This is a genomic window from Microvirga terrae, assembly GCF_013307435.2.
In the GTDB taxonomy this organism is placed as follows: domain Bacteria; phylum Pseudomonadota; class Alphaproteobacteria; order Rhizobiales; family Beijerinckiaceae; genus Microvirga; species Microvirga terrae.
The window spans coordinates 4,337,139-4,361,040 of sequence record NZ_CP102845.1; the positions used below are offsets into that span (position 1 = coordinate 4,337,139).

At 55.2% G+C, this 23,902-nt stretch carries 18 protein-coding genes and 2 pseudogenes; 11 read left to right on the forward strand and 9 right to left on the reverse strand.

The annotated features are described in order from the left end of the window. The first annotated feature begins 314 nt into the window (after positions 1-314). Positions 315-2,087, forward strand: a complete 1,773-nt coding sequence (locus HPT29_RS20410; RefSeq protein WP_173947199.1) for a tetratricopeptide repeat protein — start codon at positions 315-317, stop codon at positions 2,085-2,087. 51 nt (positions 2,088-2,138) lie between these two features. On the opposite strand, the gene HPT29_RS20415 is transcribed toward HPT29_RS20410, so the two are convergent. The 5 genes and pseudogenes from HPT29_RS20415 to HPT29_RS20435 form a co-directional block, all read right to left on the reverse strand. Then, the gene (locus HPT29_RS20415; protein ID WP_259060216.1) at positions 2,139-3,110 is read right to left on the reverse strand and encodes a TfuA domain-containing protein; all 972 of its coding nucleotides are present in this window, start codon (positions 3,108-3,110) and stop codon (positions 2,139-2,141) included. A 166-nt stretch (positions 3,111-3,276) separates the two neighbouring features. Next, the gene (locus tag HPT29_RS20420; protein WP_259060217.1) at positions 3,277-4,359 is read right to left on the reverse strand and encodes a YcaO-like family protein; all 1,083 of its coding nucleotides are present in this window, start codon (positions 4,357-4,359) and stop codon (positions 3,277-3,279) included. A 129-nt stretch (positions 4,360-4,488) separates the two neighbouring features. Then, positions 4,489-4,989: a hypothetical protein gene (locus HPT29_RS20425; RefSeq protein WP_173947202.1), complete on the reverse strand. Its 501-nt coding sequence runs from the start codon at positions 4,987-4,989 to the stop codon at positions 4,489-4,491. A gap of 20 nt (positions 4,990-5,009) precedes the next feature. Further along, complete coding sequence (locus HPT29_RS20430) at positions 5,010-5,948, reverse strand: trypsin-like serine peptidase (protein ID WP_173947203.1); 939 nt, start codon at positions 5,946-5,948, stop codon at positions 5,010-5,012. A gap of 356 nt (positions 5,949-6,304) precedes the next feature. Next, positions 6,305-6,530: pseudogene (locus tag HPT29_RS20435) on the reverse strand (IS5-like element ISMex42 family transposase); the annotation flags it as partial. Positions 6,531-7,019: 489 nt separating this feature from the next. Between HPT29_RS20435 and HPT29_RS28905 the strand changes: the two are divergent. The 8 genes and pseudogenes from HPT29_RS28905 to HPT29_RS20470 all read left to right on the forward strand — a co-directional run bounded on the left by HPT29_RS28905 (position 7,020) and on the right by HPT29_RS20470 (position 15,043). Continuing rightward, a complete protein-coding gene (locus HPT29_RS28905) occupies positions 7,020-7,445 on the forward strand; it encodes an Arm DNA-binding domain-containing protein (protein WP_173947204.1) in 426 nt (141 codons plus the stop codon). 155 nt (positions 7,446-7,600) lie between these two features. Further along, a pseudogene (locus tag HPT29_RS20440) lies at positions 7,601-7,765 on the forward strand (IS481 family transposase); the annotation flags it as partial. 304 nt (positions 7,766-8,069) lie between these two features. Beyond that, positions 8,070-8,543, forward strand: a complete 474-nt coding sequence (locus tag HPT29_RS20445) for a hypothetical protein (RefSeq protein ID WP_173947205.1) — start codon at positions 8,070-8,072, stop codon at positions 8,541-8,543. Positions 8,544-8,564: 21 nt separating this feature from the next. After that, entirely contained in the window at positions 8,565-9,605 is a 1,041-nt protein-coding gene (locus tag HPT29_RS20450) for a trypsin-like serine peptidase (RefSeq protein ID WP_173947206.1), read from the forward strand. A gap of 22 nt (positions 9,606-9,627) precedes the next feature. After that, positions 9,628-10,590 carry a M12 family metallopeptidase gene (locus tag HPT29_RS20455; protein ID WP_173947207.1) on the forward strand — a complete coding sequence of 321 codons (963 nt, stop codon included), beginning with the start codon at positions 9,628-9,630 and terminating at the stop codon, positions 10,588-10,590. A gap of 461 nt (positions 10,591-11,051) precedes the next feature. Further along, a complete protein-coding gene (locus HPT29_RS20460) occupies positions 11,052-11,729 on the forward strand; it encodes a transglutaminase-like cysteine peptidase (protein WP_173947208.1) in 678 nt (225 codons plus the stop codon). Positions 11,730-12,890: 1,161 nt separating this feature from the next. Continuing rightward, complete coding sequence (locus HPT29_RS20465; RefSeq protein ID WP_173947209.1) at positions 12,891-14,012, forward strand: GH25 family lysozyme; 1,122 nt, start codon at positions 12,891-12,893, stop codon at positions 14,010-14,012. Continuing rightward, positions 14,009-15,043 (forward strand): glycoside hydrolase family 25 domain-containing protein, encoded by a 1,035-nt coding sequence (locus HPT29_RS20470; RefSeq protein ID WP_173947210.1) that lies wholly within the window; start codon positions 14,009-14,011, stop codon positions 15,041-15,043. Before HPT29_RS20465 ends, HPT29_RS20470 begins: the two co-directional genes overlap by 4 nt. A 443-nt stretch (positions 15,044-15,486) precedes the next feature. Here the strand turns inward: HPT29_RS20470 and HPT29_RS28735 are convergent, their stop codons facing one another. The 4 genes from HPT29_RS28735 to HPT29_RS20485 all read right to left on the reverse strand — a co-directional run bounded on the left by HPT29_RS28735 (position 15,487) and on the right by HPT29_RS20485 (position 20,418). Continuing rightward, on the reverse strand, positions 15,487-15,870 hold the full coding sequence (locus HPT29_RS28735; RefSeq protein WP_349774703.1) for a transposase: 384 nt from the start codon (positions 15,868-15,870) through the stop codon (positions 15,487-15,489). 1,221 nt (positions 15,871-17,091) lie between these two features. Next, on the reverse strand, positions 17,092-17,577 hold the full coding sequence (locus HPT29_RS20475; RefSeq protein WP_259060219.1) for a DUF4956 domain-containing protein: 486 nt from the start codon (positions 17,575-17,577) through the stop codon (positions 17,092-17,094). Positions 17,578-17,779: 202 nt separating this feature from the next. Further along, on the reverse strand, positions 17,780-19,561 hold the full coding sequence (locus HPT29_RS20480; RefSeq protein WP_173947212.1) for a caspase family protein: 1,782 nt from the start codon (positions 19,559-19,561) through the stop codon (positions 17,780-17,782). Positions 19,562-19,683: 122 nt separating this feature from the next. Further along, entirely contained in the window at positions 19,684-20,418 is a 735-nt protein-coding gene (locus tag HPT29_RS20485; RefSeq protein ID WP_173947213.1) for a CHAP domain-containing protein, read from the reverse strand. Between the two features lie 1,051 nt (positions 20,419-21,469). Here HPT29_RS20485 and HPT29_RS20490 point away from each other — a divergent pair. Continuing rightward, positions 21,470-22,699 carry a hypothetical protein gene (locus HPT29_RS20490; protein ID WP_173947214.1) on the forward strand — a complete coding sequence of 410 codons (1,230 nt, stop codon included), beginning with the start codon at positions 21,470-21,472 and terminating at the stop codon, positions 22,697-22,699. 218 nt (positions 22,700-22,917) lie between these two features. After that, complete coding sequence (locus HPT29_RS20495; RefSeq protein WP_173947215.1) at positions 22,918-23,670, forward strand: hypothetical protein; 753 nt, start codon at positions 22,918-22,920, stop codon at positions 23,668-23,670. Positions 23,671-23,902 lie beyond the last annotated feature (232 nt).

Genomic DNA, 23,902 nt, shown 5'->3' on the forward strand with positions numbered 1-23,902 from the left:
CCCCAATAGACCTCTCGGTGCTTTGCTAGCAGCGCCAGACCAGAATGCTCTAGTTCGTTCAACAGCCCGACTGTTGGCGGTTGGCATGTCACTATGGCAAATATGTTCGTTCGGATGTAGAATAACGTGTGAGAAATCAGCCAAGCATGAGGGTATCACAGAACTCTCACCGGCTTCTCTTTGCCGATGACTTGAACAAATCAGTATAGCGTTCACTCACTCCTTGCTCCGTTAGCTTGATTTTTGGTAAATTGAGTGAAGGTCGCTGCAGAATTCGGCTTCGCATGCTCCCGACTCGCCCATGAGTTGTCATTATGTCGGATGTAGATCAGGTTGCTCCGCATCGCCGACTAGGTGTGATGCTGTTTGCTGACATCGTCGATTACACTCGGCTCATGGGCGACGACGAAATCGGCACTTGGCATGCCGTCAAGGAGCGACTTCAGATCTTCAAGCAACTCGCGCATGAGTGCGATGGAGAGGTCCAGCAGGTCAGCGGTGATGGGCTCTTCCTTCTATTCGGTAGCGCGATGGCGGCCGTGGGCTGCGCAATGAAGATTCAAAAGCAGATGCGAATGCTCAACGAGGGGATCCCGGAGGAGCGGCAGATCCTCTTCCGGATCGGCATCAATCTCGGCGAGATTCTATTCGACGACGGACAGGTCGGCGGCGATAGCGTGAATATTGCCGCCCGCATTGAGACTTACGCGCGACCAGGGCAGGTCTGCATCTCCGCGGCAGTTTACGATCAGGTCTGTGACAAGCTCGCCTTCGGCTACTCCTATCTTGGGGCTCAGCGCCTCAAGAACGTCCGCGAGCCCGTCGACATTTTCCAAGTCCAGGAGGACGCGACTGCCGCAGCGATGACGACTGGCCTCAGACGAGCGGCAACGCCGGAGCAGCCGAACCGCCCGCTTGTCCCGGAAGCATCAGTCGTCGTCCTACCATTCCGGTTTCAGGGCAGCGATCCGGCATGGCACTGGCTCGCTGATGGATTCACCGACGACATCACCACGAGTCTCTCGCGCTTCCACGACTTCTTCGTGATTTCTCGCAACTCGGCCTATGTGGTTGGGGGAGCTTCGGAGACGCCGCTGCATGCGGCACGGGAGCTTGGCGTGCGATACGTGGTTGCGGGCACCGTGCGCATAGCAGGCAAGCGCGTCCGGATTGGTATCCAGCTCATCGATGCTGAGAGGGACAGGACCATCTGGGGCGAGCAGTACAACCGCGAATTCGATAATATCCTCGAGCTTCAAGAGGAAATTACTCAGATCATCGTCTCTGCGACGGCAGTGAGCATTCATGTCTCGGAATGGGAGCGGCTGCAGCAAGTTGGCCCTTCCGACCTGAGAGCTTACAGCCTCGTCCTCCAAGGCCAGCAGCACATTTTCCACTATACCCGGGACGAGAACCGCCGGGCTCGGCTGCTCTATGAGAGCGCGCTCAGAGTCGATCCCCACTATGCTAGGGCAATGGCCGCGAAGTCGCGCACGCTCAACATCGATTGGCGGTACAGCTGGACTGAAATGCGAGACAAGGCCCTGGATACCGCGCTCAATCTTGCGCAATCGGCTATCGAGGTCGATCCCACAGATGCACGTGGCTTTGGAGAGCTAGGATTTGCACATCTTTATCGCAAGGAGCACGATGCAGCATTAAGCGCGTACCGTCGGGCACTAGTCCTCAACCCGAATGACGCTGATCTTATGTCCGACATGGCTGATGCATTGGCTCACTCGGGCGAGGCCGCCGAGGCTGTTGCGCTGCTCGACAAGGCCAAGCGGCTCAACCCCTTTTATCCTGACCAGTATCTCTGGCACCTAGGCGGCGCCTTCTACAAACTCGGCCGCTATGAGGACGCCGTGCATACGATCAATAGTATGCAGAACCCAACCGAGGGGCGTCGGATCTTAGCAGCGAGCTATGCCCAACTCGGCCGGCTTGTGGAAGCGCAGCGCGAGGCTGCGAAAATCCTCGAGGCCCACCCAACGTTCAGCGTCGAGCGGTGGGCCGCCGTCCAGCCAGATCGGCTCGAGTCCGACACCATGCACTTCGTGGAGGGGCTGCGCAAGGCAGGTTTGTAACGTTGCTCTGCGCCTCGAGCGAGTGCTCTCAGGACGTGCTCGTCCTGGCTTCTATCGCTGCGCGGAACGATTTGCTTCACCGTTCTGCGTACTCAGGCCTTCGGCAGGGTCCAGCAGCCCCCGCGCGCGAGCGATGCGCAGCATCGTGGCGGAGAGACGTGGAGCGAAGCGGCACTGTAGCACGTCGATGTTTCCAGTATTGCGGACGAGCGCAGTATAATCTGCGTGGGAGAGCCCGGTTTCGGTCATCCAGCGCGCCACATTGTCGGCGCTGGTCAGCCCGTGACGGCTGCGGAACACAGCTGCCGCTTTTGAGAACGCCAGCGGATCGTCCGGTCCATCTGCCTCGCGCAGAAATTCCTCGGCCAACAACGAGAGAAGCGCCTGCGCCTCGATAGCCTCGTGGGCGCTGTGCTGCTGGAGCGCCGCTAAGATCCCCGGCTCCGAGGCCAAGGGCTCGGCCTGTTCTACCTCTGCCTGCAGAACCTGCCAGGCCTCCGTGTGCTCGAAGCGGAACTCCGGCTGAAACGGCTCTTCCAGAGCCTGCCAGTTCATTGAGACGTGCTCGAGGAGAGCGAGGCAATCCCGCTCCTTCTGAAAAACCTCATGATGTTCAACCCATGCAAGAAAAGCATCGGAGCGTTCTCCTCTCCAATCATCGGCCAAGGCCTGCCCGACCACGGCAGCATAGGTTCTCTCGCGCCAGAACAGGGTCGCCGCCGATTGTGCGAGGGCCTGGGTATCGTCAGGTTCGATGATATCACTGCTCTCGGCTGCGGCGAGGGTTGCGTGGATATCCACGAGCGAGCGAGTCAGCTGCGGCCAACCAAGTTCTGCCGGTCCGTGCAGCAAGGCGACGGCATCATCACGCTGCAGGCGTCCGTCCCTATAGGCTTCAAATACCTCGCCGATCCCGACCATTCCAAAGCGATGAAGTTCGGCCGCACGAAGCGCGCCCATGCTGGCGGCGCCGAAGACATGAATGCCCTGCTTGAGCGCCCACAGGATCTCTTTGTGAAACACCGCAGGTACATCCTCGAAAGCTCCGTCGACGAGGAGGATCGCACGCGGCTCCTCCAAGGCAGCCCGGTATATATCGCCACGAGCGGCTGGGGGCCTAATCTCGACGGGCAGAATAGCCTGTGCCCGCTCCGCGCGGAGCGCGGGCCCAAGAAAGAGCACGGGACGGTCAAACGTCATATACGAATGCCCTCGGTCCAGGTATCGCATCATCGCCAGGATGCTCGAGGCCAGGCACCACGAGCCTCAATACCGGCAGGCCGAACTCTGGGCGGCTCAGATCGACGGCAAGAACGCTGTCGAAGCCTTTCGCGTTCAGCCGGTCGAGCAACCAGCGCAGATCATCCTCAATGGTCTCGCCGCAAAAGCTCTGTCCAGTCTGAAGAGCCCCTACATCGTGCTCCGGCACCGAGGCGAGCGACGTATTCATGGGCTGAAACCAACGACGCGTGAGGTCGTCGCGAGCGCCCGAGAGGCGCGTGGCCCGCGACTGCGCGGCTTCTGTGATGGCACGAACACAAGCCCAGACTCGGTCGGGGTGGCAACCGAGCCCGCCTGCGGGTGCGGCCGTCACCGCGGAGTCACCACCTGTGATCGTCGCCCAAAATACCGGAACGCCGATATCGGAGGTGATATCCCTCACGATGAGGGAGCAGCCCGCCTTCGCGACTCGCTCGACGAGGGAGCCGAGCACAGAGTCCGAGACGGTAGAGATGTCGACGCGCACGCCCCGTTCGGGGTGCCACAGGTAAAGCGCATAAGCATCCCGCTCGATGAGTTCACATAAGCCGTGGACAGCGGCTTCGCTGAAGCTGTTGCCGGATGCCAAGCCGTTCGAACTTCGGGGGAAACATCCGGTGCCGGGCAATGCCGGTAACGAAAAGTCAGTGTGGATGAGTTCAAAGGGGACGAGCCGCTCGCGACCACTCAGAAGATCGGTCGCCGAGATCCAGGGGATGCGCTTGTCGGCATGGAATAGGCTGTTGCGCAGCCGGGGCAGCCGATCGAGATCGACGACGCGGTCGGCTCCGGCAAGCTCGCTCCAGCGCAGGAAGTAGAGAGGCCGGTCAATGCGCTCGGCATGGAAGCTCTCGAGTCCCTCCATTGCCCCAGAGACTTTCGCACCTGTGAAATCAAGGCCCTTCCCCTGAGAGACCGAGAACCCTCGGGAATTGGGCCGCGTTACGACGGCGACGGGAATGTTGAGGCGATCCAGCCCCGTCACGTCGGCAATCCGCGTGATACCGGCCATCGGAAGGAGCGGCTCGATGCGCGCGAAGGTCTCCTCGGGCCTGCAAATCCGGTGCGACGCGAGCTTGGGCGAACGATGATCCTTGCTCCAGATGTTCTGCAGCAGGCTTCCATCGATGGGGTACGGCATTTACGGCTGCAGGTTCATTGGGGCAAGCATCGCCGCGAGGTAGGTCTGACCGGCGCCCGGTGGTGTGGCTGGAATGACGGTGCGGTTCGGGAATGGGATGTCCATGGCGGGTTCCGTCGTATCCGCGTACAGGGCGTGAAACTTGTGTTTCTTTCCAGGCGCTCCCCCGCCAGGTGATGGCGGTTTGCTAATCTTCTCCAGAACTTTCAGCCAACTGTTAGGGCCAGTGGTTGGGTAGTTGGTTTTATAGAAGTCGGTGACCTCGAACATTTCAAGCCACGAGGATGGAATGAAGAAGACCCTGGCCTCGGGATCGTTCGGATTATAGGAACCGCCGGATTTTTCGAACACGAGGAAATAACCCTCAGCGCCCGTGGCGGCCTCGGCGGATGAGCCCGTTGCAGCGGCGGCGAGCAGCGCGGTGGCCGCAGCCAGAACGTCACGGCGGGATGCAAACGGGTGGTCCGTTGCGCTGGCCAGACTGGCAGGATTGAGTGTCATCTTACCCTCCGTTGACTGGCTCATTGGCAGTTCTCCGCATTCTGACGCAGATCGTACGCCGTCGGCTCGGTGTTCGACTTTTGGGGGCGCTTGAAATTAGGGCCGTAGATCCAGATCTTCGACTTATCATTGACCGGAATAGCGTACGACGAATTGACGGAAACGATCTTAAGCTGTTGTCCGCCACCGCCTGTGTTGCCTGTGCCTCCTGCATTATGCTTCCACACCCAGGGACCGCCGCTTGTTCCTTCAGTAAAACCAAGGCTGGTGGTATCGACGGCCAGAAGATTGGGGTGCAGCAAATCCGGGTTCACGTTCTCCGCGATCGCGGTCAAGTCCTGATTTGCCGATGCAGGATACCCATACGCCTTGATTGAATTCTTGCCGACATGCGCGTCCACGAGAATAACCTTCGGATCAGCATTGAGCTCGTCGGAATTGGCGACTCTGAGAAAGGCGTAATCATAGTCTATCCTGAGGTACGCATCAGTTTGGGTTGACCACTCGACGGGAACCCTGATGCAATCTTTATTGCTGGCATCCTTCTTGATGAAATGGCTGTTGTTTCCCTCCCTGACAAATTTCTCGATCTGATAGTAGTTAGTCTTGCCGTTCTCTTGCACACAATGAGCGGCTGTGAGAATGACAGATTTAGTTACGAACACCCCGCTGCAATAATGCAGGTTGCCACCAATGCTGAAATAGAGCTGGCCGCTGACCGCTTGTACATCGCCGTCGGTGCCGGCATCAGTAACATCCGTTGACACCGCTTCCTCGCGAATGGGTCGCAGACTACTTGGTTTGCGCAACGGCGCCGCGAGAAGCTCTGGACGAGTCTGGGATGAGAGTGGTGGCTGTTGTACGTTGCCGGAGGGCTGCGCCGGAATGGCCGGAGCATAGAACACTGCAACATAGGCGAATGCGATTACTGTCAGAAGCCTCTTCGAGAGCGCCAGCATGACAACCTCCCATTGCAAATGGGCAGAACCTGAACGCCGCGACTAGTCGATACACAACAAGAAACCGAACTTCTTTGCGCGCGGGTTCCTGATTGTAGGCGCCTCTTCGGTTTTAGTAGTAGATCAGTACTACTTATGCCCCCGATATACCTTGTCTGCGCTGCCAATGATGCATAAATGGAGCCGCGCAGGTCAGCCGCAATGAATACCCGAGGCTACAGGTGTGCCTATTCCAACTCAGATGGATTCTCTCAGTAGTCAATAGTAAAGTTTGGCGTTATTTTGGGAATTGCTTGAGAATTATGTGCCAAAAATTCAATCAATATGCATCGCTAGTGGTTCAGCGCTAGGTTTTGTTAACGCTTGATCCAATCGAGAGCGGCGAGACGGGGAGTACAAGTGAACGAGGTGGCGGTCTTCTCGTAGCAAGTGGCAACGGCCCGCCACTCTTCAAGCCTGACCCAGAGGCGCTCGACGACATGGCGGTTGTTGTCGATCCAGTCTGGGACAAGAGACCGGCACCTCATGCCGCTGCGGCGGGATCGCCGGTCCGGCGCCCATGGCCCAGTCATGCTCGCGAAAGGCGATTCAGCATGGATTCCCTTCAATCAGGACGAGCCCCCCTCCACCCGGAAAGGGCTCAAGCGCTAATAGGCATCGCATGGAGTGATGCAATGACGTCGAGAGACACCCCGTCAAGGTGAAGGTTTAACGCTCGATCGAGCCTTTGCCGGCGGCGGCTGACAAACAGATGTTGTGGATCTTCGAAGGCATCCGCCGCACCCCGCGTCCCAATTCACTCTTCGGGGATGAAAGCCTCGAACCTGCGGGGGCTAAGTCTTTGAAATGTAAGTGGTACAGCCGCCCCGGCTCGAACGGGGGACCCCCAGATCCACAATCTGGTAAACAGCCTTAACAACGCCGATCATCCCCTACCATATCAACGCTGAAAAAGCCTTTTGCCTCCGTGCGTTAAGCCCGATGTTAGGGCAAGGTCGGCACGTTGGATAACAGGGCTTAACAGCCCGTTTGCGTTACCCCCATGTTACCCCAGCGAGAGCATCAGACGGCATGGCCCGCCCTCTCACGGCGCAAAGCCTCGATGAACTCAAGACCAATCCCGCCAAGCGGCTGGAGGTCCCCGATTGGCTGCTGCGGGGCCTCTACCTTACCATTCAGCCGAGCGGCGCACGGTCATGGGCAGTACGCTATCGCTGCAACGGACAGACCCGCATGCTGACGCTTGGCCCATACCCTGCCTTCACCTTAGCCACTGCCCGGGAATGCGCCCGCGCCGCTCTGAAGGCCGCACAAGCGGGAGGAGATCCGGCGCCGGACAAGCGACAGGGTGCCCGTGCTACCGCAGCAGCCGCCGACGCGCGAGAACCGACGTTTCCTGCTCGGTTTATTCGGCTCACTAACCAACCCCGAACTGTGCCTACTATCCAGGATAGGGGCCGAGGTGCTGCGCCAGTGCACCGCAACTCGCGAAAATGAATGGCTGGTGGTGCACCCGCTAATAGAGGCGAGCCGTGAGTCACCTACCATGAAGGGTTGCTGAAATCCTGATCAGGCGGATCTATGGAGAGATCTAGATGTTTGACCCCGGGGTTTGATGGTGCATTCTTGCCGCAGGAGTAGAGGGATGCGCCATGGGCCAGGTTCTCCACGGCAGCGCCACAACGTTCGATCCAGTCCGTGGAGCAATACAAAATGGTCAAGCGAGCCTGAGAGCCCTGGCCGAGCGCCATGGCATCAATCCCAAGACCATCGCCAGGTGGAAGAAGCGGGACACCACCGCAGATCGCCCGACGGGCTGAGAGCACCGCATTCACACGGGATGGAGATACTGAAGCATAAATTCAATTCCGGTTGAGCAAGCAAATTGGCGTACCCATTAATAACCCCGGAAGCAAAGTAAGAGTCGGTTGATACATGGTTAAAAAAGTAGGACTAATACTAAGACCTCGCTTGAGAATCCAGCATCCATAGCAGACATAAATCTCGTATAGCGTCCTGGCTCCCTGTCCCAGTATGTTGCGGCTTACGCCTATTTTGAAGCATGCTCTAAGTTAGTTGTGTGAAGCCACCGATACATGTTTCCCACTTGGAGGATTTAACATGCGCAGCTTCATTCTCGTCTTGAGCTTAGGTCTGGCTGGCTGTCAGACATCCGAAATAGCAAGTGGACTTCAATTAGCTGCCAATTCATTGGGTGGATTACAGTCGAATAACCAACAACAGTACCGCAGCAGCTATCCAAATTATAGCTCTCCTTACGGCCAGCAGGCATCCTATTATCCAGGATCCTACCCACAAGCCTCAAATTACTACCCAGGCTATGGCTACTCAGTGCCGCAATCTCCCAGCTTTGAGCCTCCACAAACCACTGGCTCGATAGCAAATCCCGGACTCGAGGCCGCACCACCATCAGGCAATGCATACTTCCCACCACCGAGTTCCTCCATGCCGACCGGTGGAAAGGAGGCCATTTTGGGAGGAGGCGCTTGCGCTGGATTCTACAAGCCACAAGGTCTCGATGGAATTTCAACTGCTCCTAAGTCGCCAGTCGCAGGCGCTCCGATCTGTAATTGATTAAAGCTAAAGGAGCGATGCATGAATAGACATGCAATATTCGCTCTGTTGCTTCTATTCATTACATCCGCTTCAGTAAAAGCGGAGGATAGTGAGGTCGCTCAGCCTCTCGCGACAGAGCCATCGGTTGGTCAGTTTCACCCACACTGCCTGGACTCATTTAGAGCACTTCCTATTGACAGCTCAGGTAAGGCATTTGACGAAAAGACCAACGGAACGAAGGTAGAGGTGAAGGAGCAGGATCTCGTCAATCACTTCATCAAATATCGCGAGCGATATGCTCAATATGACCAAGACTGCTTCGAAGGGTGGAATGACCTTTCTGAAATGACTCGCGACTTTCTGGCTTACAATGTAGGCGTCTTGTTTTTAGAAGAGGGCAATCAAAAACTCTCCCCCGTCTGCACCGCGTTCCGAATATCAAACTCTATGATTGTAACTGCAAGTCACTGTCTGACTAGAGCGATAGGATTGATGCAGTTCCGCCTCTATGGAGATCCGGAGCGCCCTCTCAAAGTGATCCCACCTGGGACCTCCCAGTGGCTTGAATATGTGTCGCATGGCGGAATTGACCTAAAGGATTATGCCATGTTGCAGATCGAGGAGAGCCCGTTTCCATCAAGGTGGACACGTGAGAGTTTCACCCGTGACGTTAAGCCTCATCAATCCATTGCCGTGATAGCAATCAGCATACCAGCATTTTACGTCGTGCAAGGTGCGCAATTGAGTCACTGGATCAATGCAGTCCGGTTCTCTCGTGCTAACGGATCTCAGGTGTGGGATGTGGATAGTTTAGAACCCTCACTCAACTCTCAGCTACGCGCGGAGTGCATCCTTCATCGAGCGCCAACCTATCCTGGTATGAGTGGAGCTCCGATCATTGGGGTGAGGCTTCAAACTTCTTCATCGGGGAAGCCTCGGCTTTATGTGATGGGCATTCACTTGCGGAACGGGCCAAGGTCTGCAGGTGGCAGCGCCGTCAAAGATGTCTGTGGGAACTTCCCGCAATTCAATGTCGGCATCCGAATCCCCCCGACTGTTATTGATGCAGTGGGCCAATAGTGACACAGCGCGCGAGGACCAGATGGCAATGATCAACCTGTCAGCAAAATGCCTTCTTGCTACTGCGATTCTCGTTTGCTCAGCAGCATCCGCACATGATCTGCGTGGCCTTGTTGCTGAGAGTTCGGCTACCGATCCTACGATAGCGCAAAAGTTCGAGGAAATTGATCGCTACAGAGAGCTTCTAGCAGCCCGAGTAAATGGTCAATCCGAGAGCGGTCTTGAGGGCGTTGTGCAGCGCGCGCTGCTTTGGCCAGACACTACCATTTCTGTTTGCTTTTTTGATGGTGATCAAGCTTCCCAAGAGCAGGTCGTTAGTCTCGCAAACCACTGGACTGAAGGTACAGGGATAAGTTTCGATTTTGGTCCTCAGGGAAGCCGACGGAAATGTGCGCTCGAACAACCAAGCGACATTCGCGTCAGTTTCAATGGTAGTGGATACTGGTCTTACGTTGGCACAAAGGCAAGGTTTATACCTCCTGCTAAACAGACACTGAACTTAGAAGGTATGGGAAATGGCAGGACACTAAGCTTGGAAGAAAAGGGCACGGTCCTGCATGAGTTCGGGCATGCGCTGGGCTTTGAACATGAGCATCAAAGTCCTATTGCTAGCTGTGATGCTGAGTTCAATTGGGCTTATTTGTACACGGCGCTTGGCTGGCCTAAGGACAAAGTTGACCGAAATATGCGGCGGCTTAGCCAGCCATCTTCAAAGAATGGGTTATTCGCAACTGCATTCGACAGAATGTCTATTATGCTTTACGCGCTAAACCCACAGGCTTTCTTACATCCCGAATCTTCGACATGTTACATTCAGCGCATGAGCCATGATCTTTCAACGGTTGATAAAGAAACGATGAGGCTGATGTACCCTGCGCAGGACACAGACAATAGTCTTCCGCCTGCGAGTATGCCTTCAAATGGAACGTCTGACCCGGTGGCGATAAATTCAACAAAACAGTTGAATGAACTATTACGACCTTGAACCATTTCCAAACTTCAAACTGTTTAAAGCAACCGGAAGCTTGATATCGTGGTAAATTAGTAGGGACGCTGCTTTGCTATGGATTGGTGGCCACAGGCAAACAATAGATACAATATTCACACGCGCTCCGTCACAGTAGGACAAAGCTAGACAGAGATACTCACACTGGGGCGCCGCAACTCAAAGGTCATACCCATACTGCTGAGTTGTGATTGAATGCCGCTATGCCGACTGCCATGTTCGGCAAAACGTCAGCACCAACAAAGTCTGTTGGGCGGAGAAGACCGAATGGTTCACCCCTCCTGTAAAGGTGCGCCACAGCCGTGCAGATACCGGCTGCTTTGCGGTTCTCGCCTTGTCGTTCAAGGCGGCGGCTATGTCGCACCGCATTCATAAGATGGTCTTAATACCCCGTTTACCACAACCGCCCATCGTATTGGCTCCATTGATGGAGCCGTGCCATGGATCAGGTTGATCAGGCCCTCGATATCTGTCGCGCCCCAAGCGGCACTAGGCAAAGTGCTCGAAAGACGGCGCTGGTTGGCCTAGCGCTTGCTATCCTTGCATGTTGTGCGAACTCTGTCTCCGCCCAAACGTTGCTTTCGATGCGAGCCACTGATCTCGTCTCAGTGATCGGACCTGCAGGCCCGACCCAAGCGTGGATTGATTTCTGCAAGAGGTACCCTCAGGAGTGCCGTGTCGATCTCTCACAGCCCGAGCGGATTGCGCTGAACTCGCAGGTGTGGGCTGCCCTCGCGCAGGTGAATGAGCGCGTAAACTCATCGATTTTGGCCGTCACCGACCAGGACCATTGGGGTGTTCCCGACCGGTGGGATTTTCCTGATGATGGACTCGGTGATTGCGAGGACATCCAGCTTCTGAAGCGGAGGCTGCTTGTTGGGGTGGGGCTGCCTCGACGGGCCATGCGGATGGCAGCCGTCATTGATGAGCAGGGGCAAGGACATGCTGTGCTCATGATCCTCACTGACCGTGGTGATTTCATTCTCGACAACAAGCGTAACGCCATCCTGCCCTGGCGACGAACCGGATATGCTTTCATCAAACGTGAAGCTACCAATGGCAGGTCATGGGTTGCTCTTGGATACGAACCAGTACCGCTTGCAACGGCAAACCGTTAGAGCAGTTTCGATTAAGATGAGTCCGTATCCGCAGTTGCTGATGTAATTCTGACACTCACCTGCTGAGAAGCTGTCAAGCATACCTATGACAGCACCAGAATCCACTCGGAGAAGCAACCTGCGTCCGGCGATCCCAGCGCTAACCAGCGACCAGGAAAGCGCACTTCGCCACATATCCCTGAAGGGTTGGTGCTGCCGAAGGGCACTTTCTTCCCGCCCCGCCGCCGTAAGCACCCGTTCCGCGCCCAGGTCGGCGGGAAACACATCGGCTGTTTCACAACCGCCAAATAGGATGCCCGCGCCTACGACAAGGCTGTAGCCGAACTCTACGGCGAGTTTGCGTGGTTTGACTACCCCGACGAGCACATGCGGGAGCCAGCCGAATCATAGCCCCGCCCCAATCCCTTGCCGCCCACCGAACCACCGACAGGCGCGCGTCATCGCCGCGAATGGAGTGCTCACGAGCCACCAGACCATACTCCCGGAGCCGAAGGCCCATGAAGCAGTTGGGATTGAGGCCAGGACGGCGGTCCGCCGGAACATGGGTAGCCGGGAGATTGGAATCCACGCATGGAGGGCTTCCTGCGGCTTGCGTCTAAACGAAAACACCAGCGCATTGCCGGCATCGAAACTGGAGAATGTCTTTAGAGACTGACTTCCACCTACTCTTTGGAAGCCAGCGGGGGACTGCGAAATACTGCCTGGCCAGCACGGAGTGCAAATAGGGGTGGGACTGGAGAGATCATAGTTATTACAGATCGAGACCCAAAGCATCCCTGGCAGCCGGCCGTACTTTCGGAAGCCGATACCTGCAAGGATCCTGCCTATCACCGATGACATGGGCTGGGGTATCCTGATGCTATAGCGGCCACCTCCGTAAGCACAGGCATGGCATTGGAGGCACTCGATCCGCCACAGTGCTGGCATTTGTGCTGGACATGATTCTTTACCCTTCAACAGCCCCTACCCTCACAAGCCTCCTAATCGACCATGCTTCAAAGCTGCAACAGATTCCGGTTGTCGGGGCGACAAACCTACCAGGATATGAGCGTTCTTTAGTTGTACTTCAGAATTCTAGTGAGAACAAACAGGTTGGCTGCAGTATGCTTCACTTGAGCTGCGCGGAGCGGATGAAGCGGGTGCCTGTCGGAGCTGCAGCAAATGTCATTCGATCAGAACAGCCATTATCGGGTTCTTGAGCTTGCTCATGGAATTAGGCTTGGTTTGGCTGTAGCACTTTTTGTGGAATTTGCTGTCTGGCAACAGACAGCAAGCGCTCGAACACCTGACACGGACATCGCTGCACGTTGTAGAACAGTGACTGCTCCGGCGTCCTTTGAAATTGCGTCGTCAGGTCGACGCGGTACCACGCCAGGCAATGAGGGCATCAAGCCCAACGGCTTCGTCGAATTGGCGTCCGACGGGCCGGTAGTACACGGAATTGACGTCTCGAAATACCAAGAGGAAGCGGATTTCGCGTCAGTGCGGACCTGCGGTGGCAGGTTTGCATATGTCCGCATGTCCGGCGGGTCAAACGCTGAGAACGAGCTACTCTATAGGACGCATTGGGCAAATGTGCGCGCCTCAGGACTGATCCCAGGCCCCTATCACAATCTTACTATCATTCCACAGACGATCTCGCACGTTCAAGATAGGTCCATGGAAGCCATTCGTGCAGAAACGGACAGGCTTTCGTCTGAGGCTCGTGCTTCAGCATCACAGCAGGCCGAACTCTTTCTCTCGAGATTGCGCGAAGTCCTCGCCCTCGATCCTGGCGGGTCTTCGGAGTATTTGCCAATAGCATTGGATCTCTCCGCGCGACCGGGCGCTCCAGGAGATGCCCAAAGACGCCGATTGTTCGGTCCAGTTTATTCGTCCGCTATATGTGAGTTCATGAATGTGGTTGGGAAATCGCCCTATGCATCCCGGCCAATCATATTGTTTGCGGAACTGGAAGACCTTGATATCTACGGGTTGGACGAAAGTACTCGACGATGCGCCCCAACGACGCCGCTGATTTGGGTTCGACATCGTCCAATGGACGGTCGGTCGTTTATGTCGTCGAAGCCCCGAGATCTCGTCGAACGCATATGCTTGCAGGAAGAACCCGCAGGATCCCCATTGCTACAAGCAAGAACAGGAGCGGGCCGATGCGTGATGGAGCAGTACACATCATTCGGCGGCTTTGCGATTTTTAAACCCGGAGCTCCCCTGGACCTAAATAGATTCTTCGGGACTGAGGACGATTTTCGCCGTTTCTGGCAGACCGGCAGGATGAAATGAGAAACGGCTTCACACTTCTGGCCTCCGTCCTCTTCTACATAGCGGCTTGGTCATGGGCAGATGCTGAATGTCTTCCGCATAAAACTGCTCCCGGAAGCTTCCTGAATGAGCCGCGGACTTGGGGGAGAACGGACACAGGTCCAATCCTTAATGGTTTCCTGAAGTTGAAGAACGGCAATGGATTCCATGATATCCAGCACGGAGTTGACTTATCTCACCACAATGATCGGGTTGACTATGCTGAGCTCAAACGCTGCGGAGCCAGCTTCGCGATAGTGAAAATGGACGGAGCCTTTGACCTGCACAGACGTGCACTTGCGGCACAAGGTATCACGATACTGCCTTACCATTATTTGTCCGCAGCGGACGGCCGGCAAGACTTCAAGAAGCTACCTGGCAGATTTACGAGTAACGCGATCGGCAGCGCCGAACGTCCAGGTGCGATGGTCGGGCTGGGTCACTCCCTTGGTACAATCAAAGCTCAATCTTTCCTGAATGCGTACGAGCGAGCCCTGGATGGCTCAGAGCAGCGCGCAAGCCTTGCGGGACTGCAAGGTCAGTTGATAGTCCTCGATGTTGAGGAGCATTTCACGGTTAGATCCACCCAGTCTCAACGCACTAATTTCGGCCGCTTCTATGCCGCAATGCTTAGTGCGTGGGTCAGTAAGGTTCAGGAACGCTACCCAGACGCAAAAGTCATCTTTTATACCTTTCCGGATATATTCACGAGCTATCTTCAGTTCGCCTTTCCCAGAGACTACGCCGTCATTCACGGAATGCCGGTCTGGCTCGCACGTACTCGCGGTGACGCAAGCGACTTTGATCTGACGTTGAACAAGAACCTGCAGCGGATTTGTTTGTCCAGCTCCGGCGGGAACAAATGCATTTTGCATCAGTACAGTCACAGGGCTGTTTTTGGCGTGAAAAGCAGGCGCGGAGCAAATCCACCCATCCACATTGATGTCAATCGCCTGTTTCATGTCCGAGAAGTCAGAGACGATACTGGTATCCAGCATGTCCGGAGGGATTGAGCGTGGCCTCGGATGTGGAGCAGCATTGAGATACTGGTGAGCAATTATCTTTCCTTTCGCGCGAGGCGACGCGGCAGGATGCGGCTCATCGCGAGGTAGAGCAGCATCTCGCCGGTTTCGACGAAGCGCTCACACTTCCTGGCAAGCCGCCGACTGGTGGTGAACCAAGTCAGTGTCCGATCCACCACTCACCTTGGCGCATGCACTTGAAAGCCACTCGGTCACGTCGGCAGTTCCGCGCCGACGCGCGTCTAGACGCCGCCTGTCCACCAGTGTTGAGGAATCGACAACTTCCGTTCTTGGCGCAGCCAATTCTTCGGTCCATGATAGGCGGTGTTGGCCCATATCAGCTCTATAGCAGAAAAAATCTTCTGCGTACCAGATAGCAGCAGCTCGGTGCCTGCTCGATCTTGAATGACGGCCGAGTACGCCTTGTTCTTCAGTTAAGTACCTTTTGTATCAACGAGCAATTGGCGATTGCGGCCTTTGATCTTCTTGCCGCCATTGTACCCAGCCGGTCTGCCCATCTCAGTGGCTTTGACCGATTTGCTGTCAATGATGACCGCTCTTGGGTAAGAGGATCGTCCGACCGTACCACGATAGCTTTCTGCAGCACGCCCGCGACCTCCTCGCACAGGCCGTTGTCGCGTCATTGGGCATGGACGTAGAAGACCGCAGCACGCGGTGGATACTCGTGCGGCAGCATTTGCCTCTGCGCTCCGGTGCGCAGCAGTTAAAAGACTGCACCGATGATCCGCCTCAATGAGTAAACCTGTCACCGCACGCCCGGATGGCTGCGCGGGATCAGCGGCTAGAGCGGTGCCCATTCCGCATCATTGAAATCGCTGACGTAGGAACAGACATCCACAGCCGGGCTCCCAGATTCTTGAAAAGCACGCATTTGCAGCAGCGGCCGAGCGTAGTGCCAATTCCGGATCAACGACCTGGATCGAGCAACAAAACTTCTTACCAGCCTCTAACATCGCGCAAGGCCCTGACAGATCTGGTTCGCAATCTCAATGTCTGCCGATTGGTCGAAATGTCTCGACAGCTTCATCAAGAAGCCTGTCGTTCGGTTTGAATCGACCAGTCTCAAGAGCGATCTTCTGCGCTATCAACCCTCGAAACAACTGGTTGGGCTTGCCGTTCGGATCGAAAAGCACCAACGGCTCATCGGCCCGAATACCACTGCTCCTTAGCCAGTAGCTTGCTATTGAGGTTGGGCAGTTGCAAGCCTCGCACTGCGCACGACCTGGCATGTCATTGGCGGGGCGGCCGCAACGCGGCCCCCTGAATGTCGGGGGGGGTTGAGGGGAGCCACCGCATGCGCGGCCCCATAGTCGCCCGGAACGGTCAGCCTTCGTCGCACTGGACCCGATCGTATCGCACCAGGGAGCGTATTCAGCCGCCAATGCGACACCGGTTTGCGGTCGACGGCCCCCATCAGTCTTTGTCTCGAACCACCGCATAGAAGCAACGATCGACCATTTCGGATGACTGAAGATCGCATGGCCAGTGCGTCCTCCCGTTCCATCATGCGCCCCGTCCGCTCCGCTTGGTCCCGGTGTGCCTTCCCACGGTCTACTGCGCTGCCAAAGGCAACCATAATTGTTCATTCTGACGCATCTTGAGGTATCGCGGGACGCGGAGAATGGTCGGTTTTCCCGAAAGGCGATCAAATAATTTTCCGCGTACTGCCTCCAATATTGACCCTCGGGAGGTGAAACCGCAACAAGTTGAGCCCATGCCGGATTGGTTGAGCCGAGAGCGACGAGAAAGGCCGGTGCCAAGAGCCTGCGAGCTACATAGCGAACTACTTGGTAAGCAAATTTCGCAGCTGCCATCATGACGTACTCCTTGGCCTTGGGCCTTCTATTATCACGATTGGAACTTAACCGGCCACGAGAATGCAGTTCCTCTGCCGCTTCTTGCGGTCCCAAGTCTCGTCGCTCGTCAATCCACTCCAACTCCGTCCAGTAGGGTTGGCGGTTCCCGCCGAGCGGGAGAGCCTCGGCAGCAGGGCGATGATATGCGTCCAGACGCGCTCCTCATTCAGCTTCCATTTCGCTGCCTTTGCCTCTTTGCAATGCGGCAACACTGACGTCAGTCGTCCCTGCTATGCCCTGGATTGCAGCTGTGACACTGGCAAGGTCTTGGCCTCCACGAGCGACCAGTTCGAAAACATAGGTGGCGCCGCGATCTGGAACATTGCGAATAGACACCGGTTCGACCCGATCGGCGACCTCCGAAAGTTTAGCTCTATACTCGGCGAAGGCACCGGGAGTACCCGTTATCTTGACCTTGAAGGACGGCGCTCGAGGGCTCCCGAATTTGAATGCCTCGAGCAAGACAAGCAACGCAAGAATTAGGATGCAACCCGCGAAAGCTGCGACGAACTGATCGCTCCCGATCGCGACCCCTGTTGCGATCGACAGAAAGATAAACGTAAACTCCCGTGTATCGCGAACGACGGTTCGAAAGCGGATGAGGCCGAGCAGGCCCACAAGAGCAAATGCGAGTGCTTGGCCAGTCATTTGGGACTGAAGCGCAAGGACTCTGATCGATCTGACAACAAGAGCTACGAGCGGGACTGTTGTTGAACATGTGTGAACAAAAGATGTCGATAGGAGAAGTCCTCGATAGGCGCGTGTATAGGTGATCCCTATGAGCAGACCGAGTCCAACAGACAGGCTCCCTCCGACGATCAGATCCCACACGCCAGATGCCATGGGAGCTTTACGGTGAAGGTCTAAGCTTAGCGAGCGCCTCGCTAAGTCGGAGAGACAGTGTTCTGTCTCGGCTGGACTGTGCAGCGCGGTTCAATTCCTCCCTGATCAGGTCCGATTCAGGAGCGCTTGGTGCTTGGGGCTGCTTCGTGAGAGCGACTGCGAGCCCAATCTGATAACGATAGCTCTTCCGAGCTAAATCTTGAGAAAGCCGTACAATTGTCGTGTCGCGCTTGGACGCGGGTAGCTTATTGAGTTCCTGAGCGAGTTCCTCACGTGCCTGGCGACGGACTGGAGTATTATCTGAAGAAAGAGTGTTTATAAGGCTCTGGAATTTGGCCTCTTCCGCTGAGGAGAGACGTTGCTCGTTCAACACGGGCGCAACAGCAGCAACACGAGTAGTTGCTTGATCGATCGTGGCAGCCAAATCTTCTACCACTTTCCGTTCTGATGCAGCGAGGGCCTCCGCTGATGGCGCTGGCACATTGGGCACCGATTGAGACCGGGATACTTCGGCAGCTGCGGACGAAAGGGCCGCATTCTTCAAACCCTCCGCTCTAGCCAATGTCGTTTGCACTCTCTGCTGCGCTGCGTCCGCCTGAGTTCGTGCTTCAGCCGCTTGAGCGCTGTATTGTCTCGCCTCACGTTCGCGTTGTTGCCTTCTTGCGTCATTAATTGGGCTCGCAGGAATGGATCTCACGTCTTGCGCCGCGCTCGCAGCTTTCTGCAGCGCCGCAGCCGCTTCGGCAAGCTGCGTTTGGGACTCGAGACGCGCTACCTGCGCAGCTGCGATAGCATCGGCCGCGTCAGCTGCAAACTTTTCGGATGATCTTTCCCTCTCGCGTTTGGCTATAGCTTGCTCGAACTCATCCGGTTCTTCTCGTACAAGTGGCGTGGCGGATACGTCAGGTCGTACGAAGACAAAATCGCCGCCCTCAAAGATTTCATCACGCAGGGGACCATACATAGGTGTTGTAGGGTTCTCCTTGCCTTTATACTCCCGCCGCGTGTTCAGCCGCAGATAATGTCCGATCTCAGCGCCAGTGAGCCAATGGTCGAAATTATCGCCAGCGGGACGTCGGCCACTGAGAATATCGATGAAGAGACGTGAGAACACACTGTCTGCTGGGGCCAGCTCAAGGTGCGATCCGGCAGTGATGAACTGTCTGCCCAATCCGCGCGGAACGGGTTGGAAAATGTAGTCATCAACTTCCGGTCCTCTCGCTTCTGGCGGCGGTGAGTATAGTGGAGTGATTGGTGCGGGCGTCGGGGCCATTCCGGGACGCGGCGGGCGCGGCGCCGGAGCTGGTTGGGGGTCGGGCTGCCCAAAGAATGTTCCTGAAAAGCAGGCGTCGAAAACAAACAGCATGTGGCGTGGATCAGGAGCCCTTGCCCAGGCGGCGAACAGAGGCATGGCAATTCCTGAGGCGGTTAATGCTTGCCTGTCTCCATTTTCTGGCGGGGCATCGATCGGTACTATATACCCTGCTGGCCGCGGCGAGATATTGCGCCGCCAGCCGTGACCTGAGACATACACGAGGATGCGCGACTCTGGTACGGTCGCATGCTTACGCATGAAGTGCTCAACAACGTCTACGAATTGTTCGGCTTTCAGATTGAAATGGACCTCGACTTTGAACCGATGCTTCTCGAGGGCATCACGAAGCTCCAAGACCTCCTGCCGTACGGCCGGAAGGTCCTTCCAGTTCTCATAGTCAAACTGCCCAATGAGCAATGCATGGCTCTGAGAATATAGCGTATGTTCGAAGCTTGACGGATCGGTCGCTCGCATGCGCGTCGATCCGTCAGTCACGTCCGTGACGTAGTATGGCTGCTCCGATGCGACGGCTCCGGCCAACAGGAGTGGAGCCAGTGAAGAGAATAGGAACCCTCCATGGAACAGCCGGCCGATCTTCATGTCCTTAGACCTGGACCGGTGCGAAAAGAGTGAAGTTTCAGGGAGTTTGTCTCAATAGCCCAATCGTCGCGGTTTAATTGGTCGGACTGATTGCCGCCTATCAACCAAACTTTGGTTTTGTTTGCGTCGGCAAATCCGTCGAAGAATGCGACATGCCCAAAAACCGGGTCACTTTTATTCTGGTAGACTACGATGTCGCCCACTTGTGGGTCATTCGTCTTCTGCCCCCACGATCGGAACGATCGCGAGCCGGCACTTCTTGGGTGATCCAATCCGGCTCGCTGCATGGTCCAGCAGGCAAAAGCCGAACACCACGCCGTTTGATCACCAGAAAATGGAATCGTTTGTGTGGCTGCAAAGAACGCTACAATAATTGGATTGGCAGGTCGCTTAGCGCCGGGAGTGTCGCGAGGCCACTCCATTCTGGAGTTCTCAGGCAGTGCTTTCAACATGCTGCGTGCGATCTCGATCGGAGGTCGATTGCGAGGGAGGCCTGCCAAAAGGCGCGCGGCCTCGATAACCCGTGGATCCTCAGGCGCAAGTATGAGCGTTCCTTTTGCTTCTCCGGGAGCCGGAACTTCGAAGAAGCTGCTATTCGCTGGATCGTCCCGCCACAGCCGGATTTGCTCTCCGATCGTGCCAATGTCGTCACCTTGGGCATACGAAAGGCTGGTGACCGGCAGTAGAGGTGCGCTTGCAATCAAGCCCAGGGTGCTGCGCCGGCTAATCATTGGCGACCTCCTTTGTTGACGTAGCCTTCGAGTCATCGAGTTGTTGCTAGTTTCGCCACGCTGAGAACAGTGCTGCTCCTGTATACGCAACTATGATCAAGTATTGCGTATCTGATTAGGGCATATTATGAGCTACCCAGAAAGATCTTTCACATATCGAGTGTGAATCCAGCCGTATCGACATGGTCCGGCATAGGGTTGTCGTCGTGGCCATGGAGTTGAAACGTTGCAGCCGCTCGTGTTATCAGGGGAATAGATAATAGCGAGCCACGGTCCCGTTCTGCCGCATATCGCGACAGTCAATCCATTGTGGATACGATCGATTTCGCGAAAGCGAGAATTGCCTGGGCCGCTACGTACAGAAACGAGATTATTTTTCCCTGAGCTTAAGGCCGCGATCTTTCCACTCCCTGAGCACGCATCGACTTTGGGATCGCCACCTAGAATTACTGGAACATCGACTCTTGCTGGACTTGGCTGTGCGAAAGCCGATGATCCTCCCAGCATTGCAATGGAAACCATTAGCTTCGTTAGCATCAGCCACCTTTCAGAAATGTCGAAACACGCCATTCCAATCGAGTATATGCCCATTGGGCATCTACCGTAGAGAACATGCAAAATCCGCCGCTTGCTGCGCTTGCCTCTAGCGTATTGCGCGGACCCGAAGGGCAGAGTCAGCAAGGTGTAGCCTCGGCTTTCGGCCCGAACGATGCGTGAGCACGTTGGCGCGAGATATCATCGCGAGCTCTGCGTCAATTCGCCGAAAGGCAATTTGTAGCTAATCCGGGGTCGTTTAAAAGCAAGTGACCAGCTTTGGACCTATGCGAAGCAGACGGGAGGCAATGAAGTCTGTTTGTCTACCTTCCCAAGAAAGATTAAACTATATAAGATAAAGCATTGATATACAGATAGGGGGACTGCGATGATCTCGTCGGGGTCGCGCTTCGTTGCCGCTGCTTTTATTATGGCCGTTTGTATGAATGTGGCATCGGCGAATGAGTGCCTTTTAAATTTCGACAAAGAGAACTTAAAGACCGAACAGGAAATCCTGATGGATTCTGCAGACGCAGAATACGAGATACCTGCCGATCCTGCGCAATCATGTGGAAGGAAAACTAGTTTCTTGGAAACTTATGCAACATCATACAGTAAAATATCTTTGGATTTTAATGGAGAGCGGCTCGTGTATATGCCGCTGGCTTTGTACGACAAGGACAAAGCTACCAAGTGCAATAAAATCAAAGTTAGGTCCGCATGCTTTGCAATAACGTATGAACCAGACGGTTCAATCGGCATAACACTCTACGACAAGGATACGCCAAGCAAAGGACGCGCGACGTTTGAAGTTAAGCCCGACGGATCTATCGTCGGAATGCATAGGGAATATGCCTTGATTCGGGAACGCTACCCGACAAGAAAAGGCTCCGTTGTCATTCCCACACGGATTCGAGATAGGCTCGCTACATTCAAGGCGAGAGCTCGCTCGTGTCTTGCCCAATCTCGCGCATCCTTATGCGCCTTAAGTCTCGAAGCTGTTGCGGAAAATACGGCTCTCGAGCGGTTGCGCTACGAGCGTTATCCCAGAACCCTGACGACAAACAGCGTCAAGGCCGATTGGGTCGAGTTTCATGAAGCCTTTGCGCGGCTTAACGGCATGCCTCGGGTTATTGACAGAATTATGAGGGAGAACGAGGTCGGATCGACGTCTCCATACGAAGTATCAGATGCTACGATCGATGCGAGCGCACTTAGCTTCGGAGTGAGACAACTGGATATAGGTAGCAATGACGAGGCAAAACGGATTTTCACAAAGAATCTCGCAGAATATAAGCGCAGCTCCGAATGGGATAATATTGTCGAAGTTAAGGACTTCGTCTATCAGGTTAAATTTCAGCAGCCAATAAGAAGGTATAGTGTAAGTGAATTACTTTTACTTCACCGTGCAGTTCCGGTCCTTAACAATGCATTCAGGCTAGCCGCCGCAAAGCAGAGATACAATGATCACCATGAGCGCTACCTTTCTGATGAAACTGCCGAGTACTCCCGCCTGAGGGCTAGATGTCCTTTTGACCAGAGCGCTTACCTCGCCCTTGTGGCTATTGATCGTCGAAATCAAGCCCCCCGTTCCTACCGGGAGATTCTGAGCAAAGCTTCAGAGTTCTGTCAGAAAGGCTTGCCCATTCAACAGATTGAGATCGAAATTACGAAGTCGTACGGCAAATATGTTTACCGAGCAAACAATATCCGCAAGATTGTGAGAGAAACAGGTCTAGTTCAATAATATTATGTACGTAGCCGACATTTCAAGTCTGAAGACTTCTCAAGTTGAAAGATTTTTTATCAAATTGTTTCCATAACTTATGCATCCCATGCCATTGGTGAATAAAAATGGGTTAACCCTAAATATACGCGATGAAAAGTTATTGATTCCTTTGACGACCTTAACTGCTTATATTATGTATACAACCTTGAGATATCTACGGGCTGAAAGGATAAAAGATGCATTTCCTTTTTGCTTTCCTTGCGCTTTGTGTGCTTGCAGGTTGCGGCCAATACTCGGCCGATCTCAGTTTCGCGCGCGCGCCGGGGCTCGGATACCGAAATGCAGGTCTGTTCCCGCCTGGTCGTCTCTACCTTTTCGACAGCACCACCGCGACTTTGACGAAGCTTGCCGACGATATTCCTCTCAGGCAGATCCCGATCGTCGATCCACCGACGACATTGACGTCAACGAATATTCGCGGCATTGCTCTGAACGGAACGTTTGGCAGTCCACAAGCGAAGCTCGGAGTCGCTGCAGAGATCGGAAGCAAGGTTGCTTTCGTGGCTGAGAGGGCTCAGCGTGAAAAGTACTCATCGATATATACGGCACTGACCGAGGCTTATAAGGGCGGGTTAGCCGCCGGTGAGGATATGAAGAGCCGATGGTATATCGACGACGTAACGCGACGGAACTCGGGGCTCTATTATGTCGTGATAAACGAGATTGTTCGAGCTGACAGGACAAGTCTTTCTATGGGCGGCCCCAGTGGATCCCAGGTTGCCTCAATCTCTGTCACGCCTCCCGGTATGCCGCCCATTTCTGTGTCCGTGACCGACAGCAGGTTGGTTGAGTGCTCTGGTCCCGCGTCTCCCTGCTTCTTCGATGCCACAGTGATTTCGCCTTACAAGAACGAGCAGGGCAACTTGGACTTCAAGGTGGCGCGAAGTGTGAATGTCGATCTCCTGTCGGAGGCATTCCGGAAGCTCTAACTTATCTTGGCTCAACTTTGGCCATTTCAGCTGGAAAGCACAGGGCCGCAGTCATAACAATAGCGGCGACCCAGAGAGACCGGTGCATGCTCGCCGGAGCATAGCCGAAGTTGATCGCGACGCTCGGCCTGGACGGACCGGTCGGTGTGCCGGTCCAGGCTATTGATACCCGAAGCCGAGCGGGATACGTCACAAATTCACGGCTGAGCTAAGAATGAGGAAATCTCACACT

Coding starts and splice junctions, on each gene's coding strand:
- HPT29_RS20420 (WP_259060217.1), bottom strand. CDS start 4,359: ATGGCCGGTATCACGCGGATTGCCGACGTGACGGGGCTGGATCGCCTC.
- HPT29_RS20480 (WP_173947212.1), bottom strand. CDS start 19,561: ATGCGAGCGACCGATCCGTCAAGCTTCGAACATACGCTATATTCTCAG.
- HPT29_RS20430 (WP_173947203.1), bottom strand. CDS start 5,948: ATGCTGGCGCTCTCGAAGAGGCTTCTGACAGTAATCGCATTCGCCTAT.
- HPT29_RS20470 (WP_173947210.1), top strand. CDS start 14,009: ATGAGAAACGGCTTCACACTTCTGGCCTCCGTCCTCTTCTACATAGCG.
- HPT29_RS20485 (WP_173947213.1), bottom strand. CDS start 20,418: ATGATTAGCCGGCGCAGCACCCTGGGCTTGATTGCAAGCGCACCTCTA.
- HPT29_RS20450 (WP_173947206.1), top strand. CDS start 8,565: ATGAATAGACATGCAATATTCGCTCTGTTGCTTCTATTCATTACATCC.
- HPT29_RS28735 (WP_349774703.1), bottom strand. CDS start 15,870: ATGGGCACCGCTCTAGCCGCTGATCCCGCGCAGCCATCCGGGCGTGCG.
- HPT29_RS20475 (WP_259060219.1), bottom strand. CDS start 17,577: ATGACTGGCCAAGCACTCGCATTTGCTCTTGTGGGCCTGCTCGGCCTC.
- HPT29_RS20490 (WP_173947214.1), top strand. CDS start 21,470: ATGGATTCTGCAGACGCAGAATACGAGATACCTGCCGATCCTGCGCAA.
- HPT29_RS28905 (WP_173947204.1), top strand. CDS start 7,020: ATGGCCCGCCCTCTCACGGCGCAAAGCCTCGATGAACTCAAGACCAAT.
- HPT29_RS20495 (WP_173947215.1), top strand. CDS start 22,918: ATGCATTTCCTTTTTGCTTTCCTTGCGCTTTGTGTGCTTGCAGGTTGC.
- HPT29_RS20460 (WP_173947208.1), top strand. CDS start 11,052: ATGGATCAGGTTGATCAGGCCCTCGATATCTGTCGCGCCCCAAGCGGC.
- HPT29_RS20425 (WP_173947202.1), bottom strand. CDS start 4,989: ATGACACTCAATCCTGCCAGTCTGGCCAGCGCAACGGACCACCCGTTT.
- HPT29_RS20410 (WP_173947199.1), top strand. CDS start 315: ATGTCGGATGTAGATCAGGTTGCTCCGCATCGCCGACTAGGTGTGATG.
- HPT29_RS20445 (WP_173947205.1), top strand. CDS start 8,070: ATGCGCAGCTTCATTCTCGTCTTGAGCTTAGGTCTGGCTGGCTGTCAG.
- HPT29_RS20465 (WP_173947209.1), top strand. CDS start 12,891: ATGTCATTCGATCAGAACAGCCATTATCGGGTTCTTGAGCTTGCTCAT.
- HPT29_RS20455 (WP_173947207.1), top strand. CDS start 9,628: ATGGCAATGATCAACCTGTCAGCAAAATGCCTTCTTGCTACTGCGATT.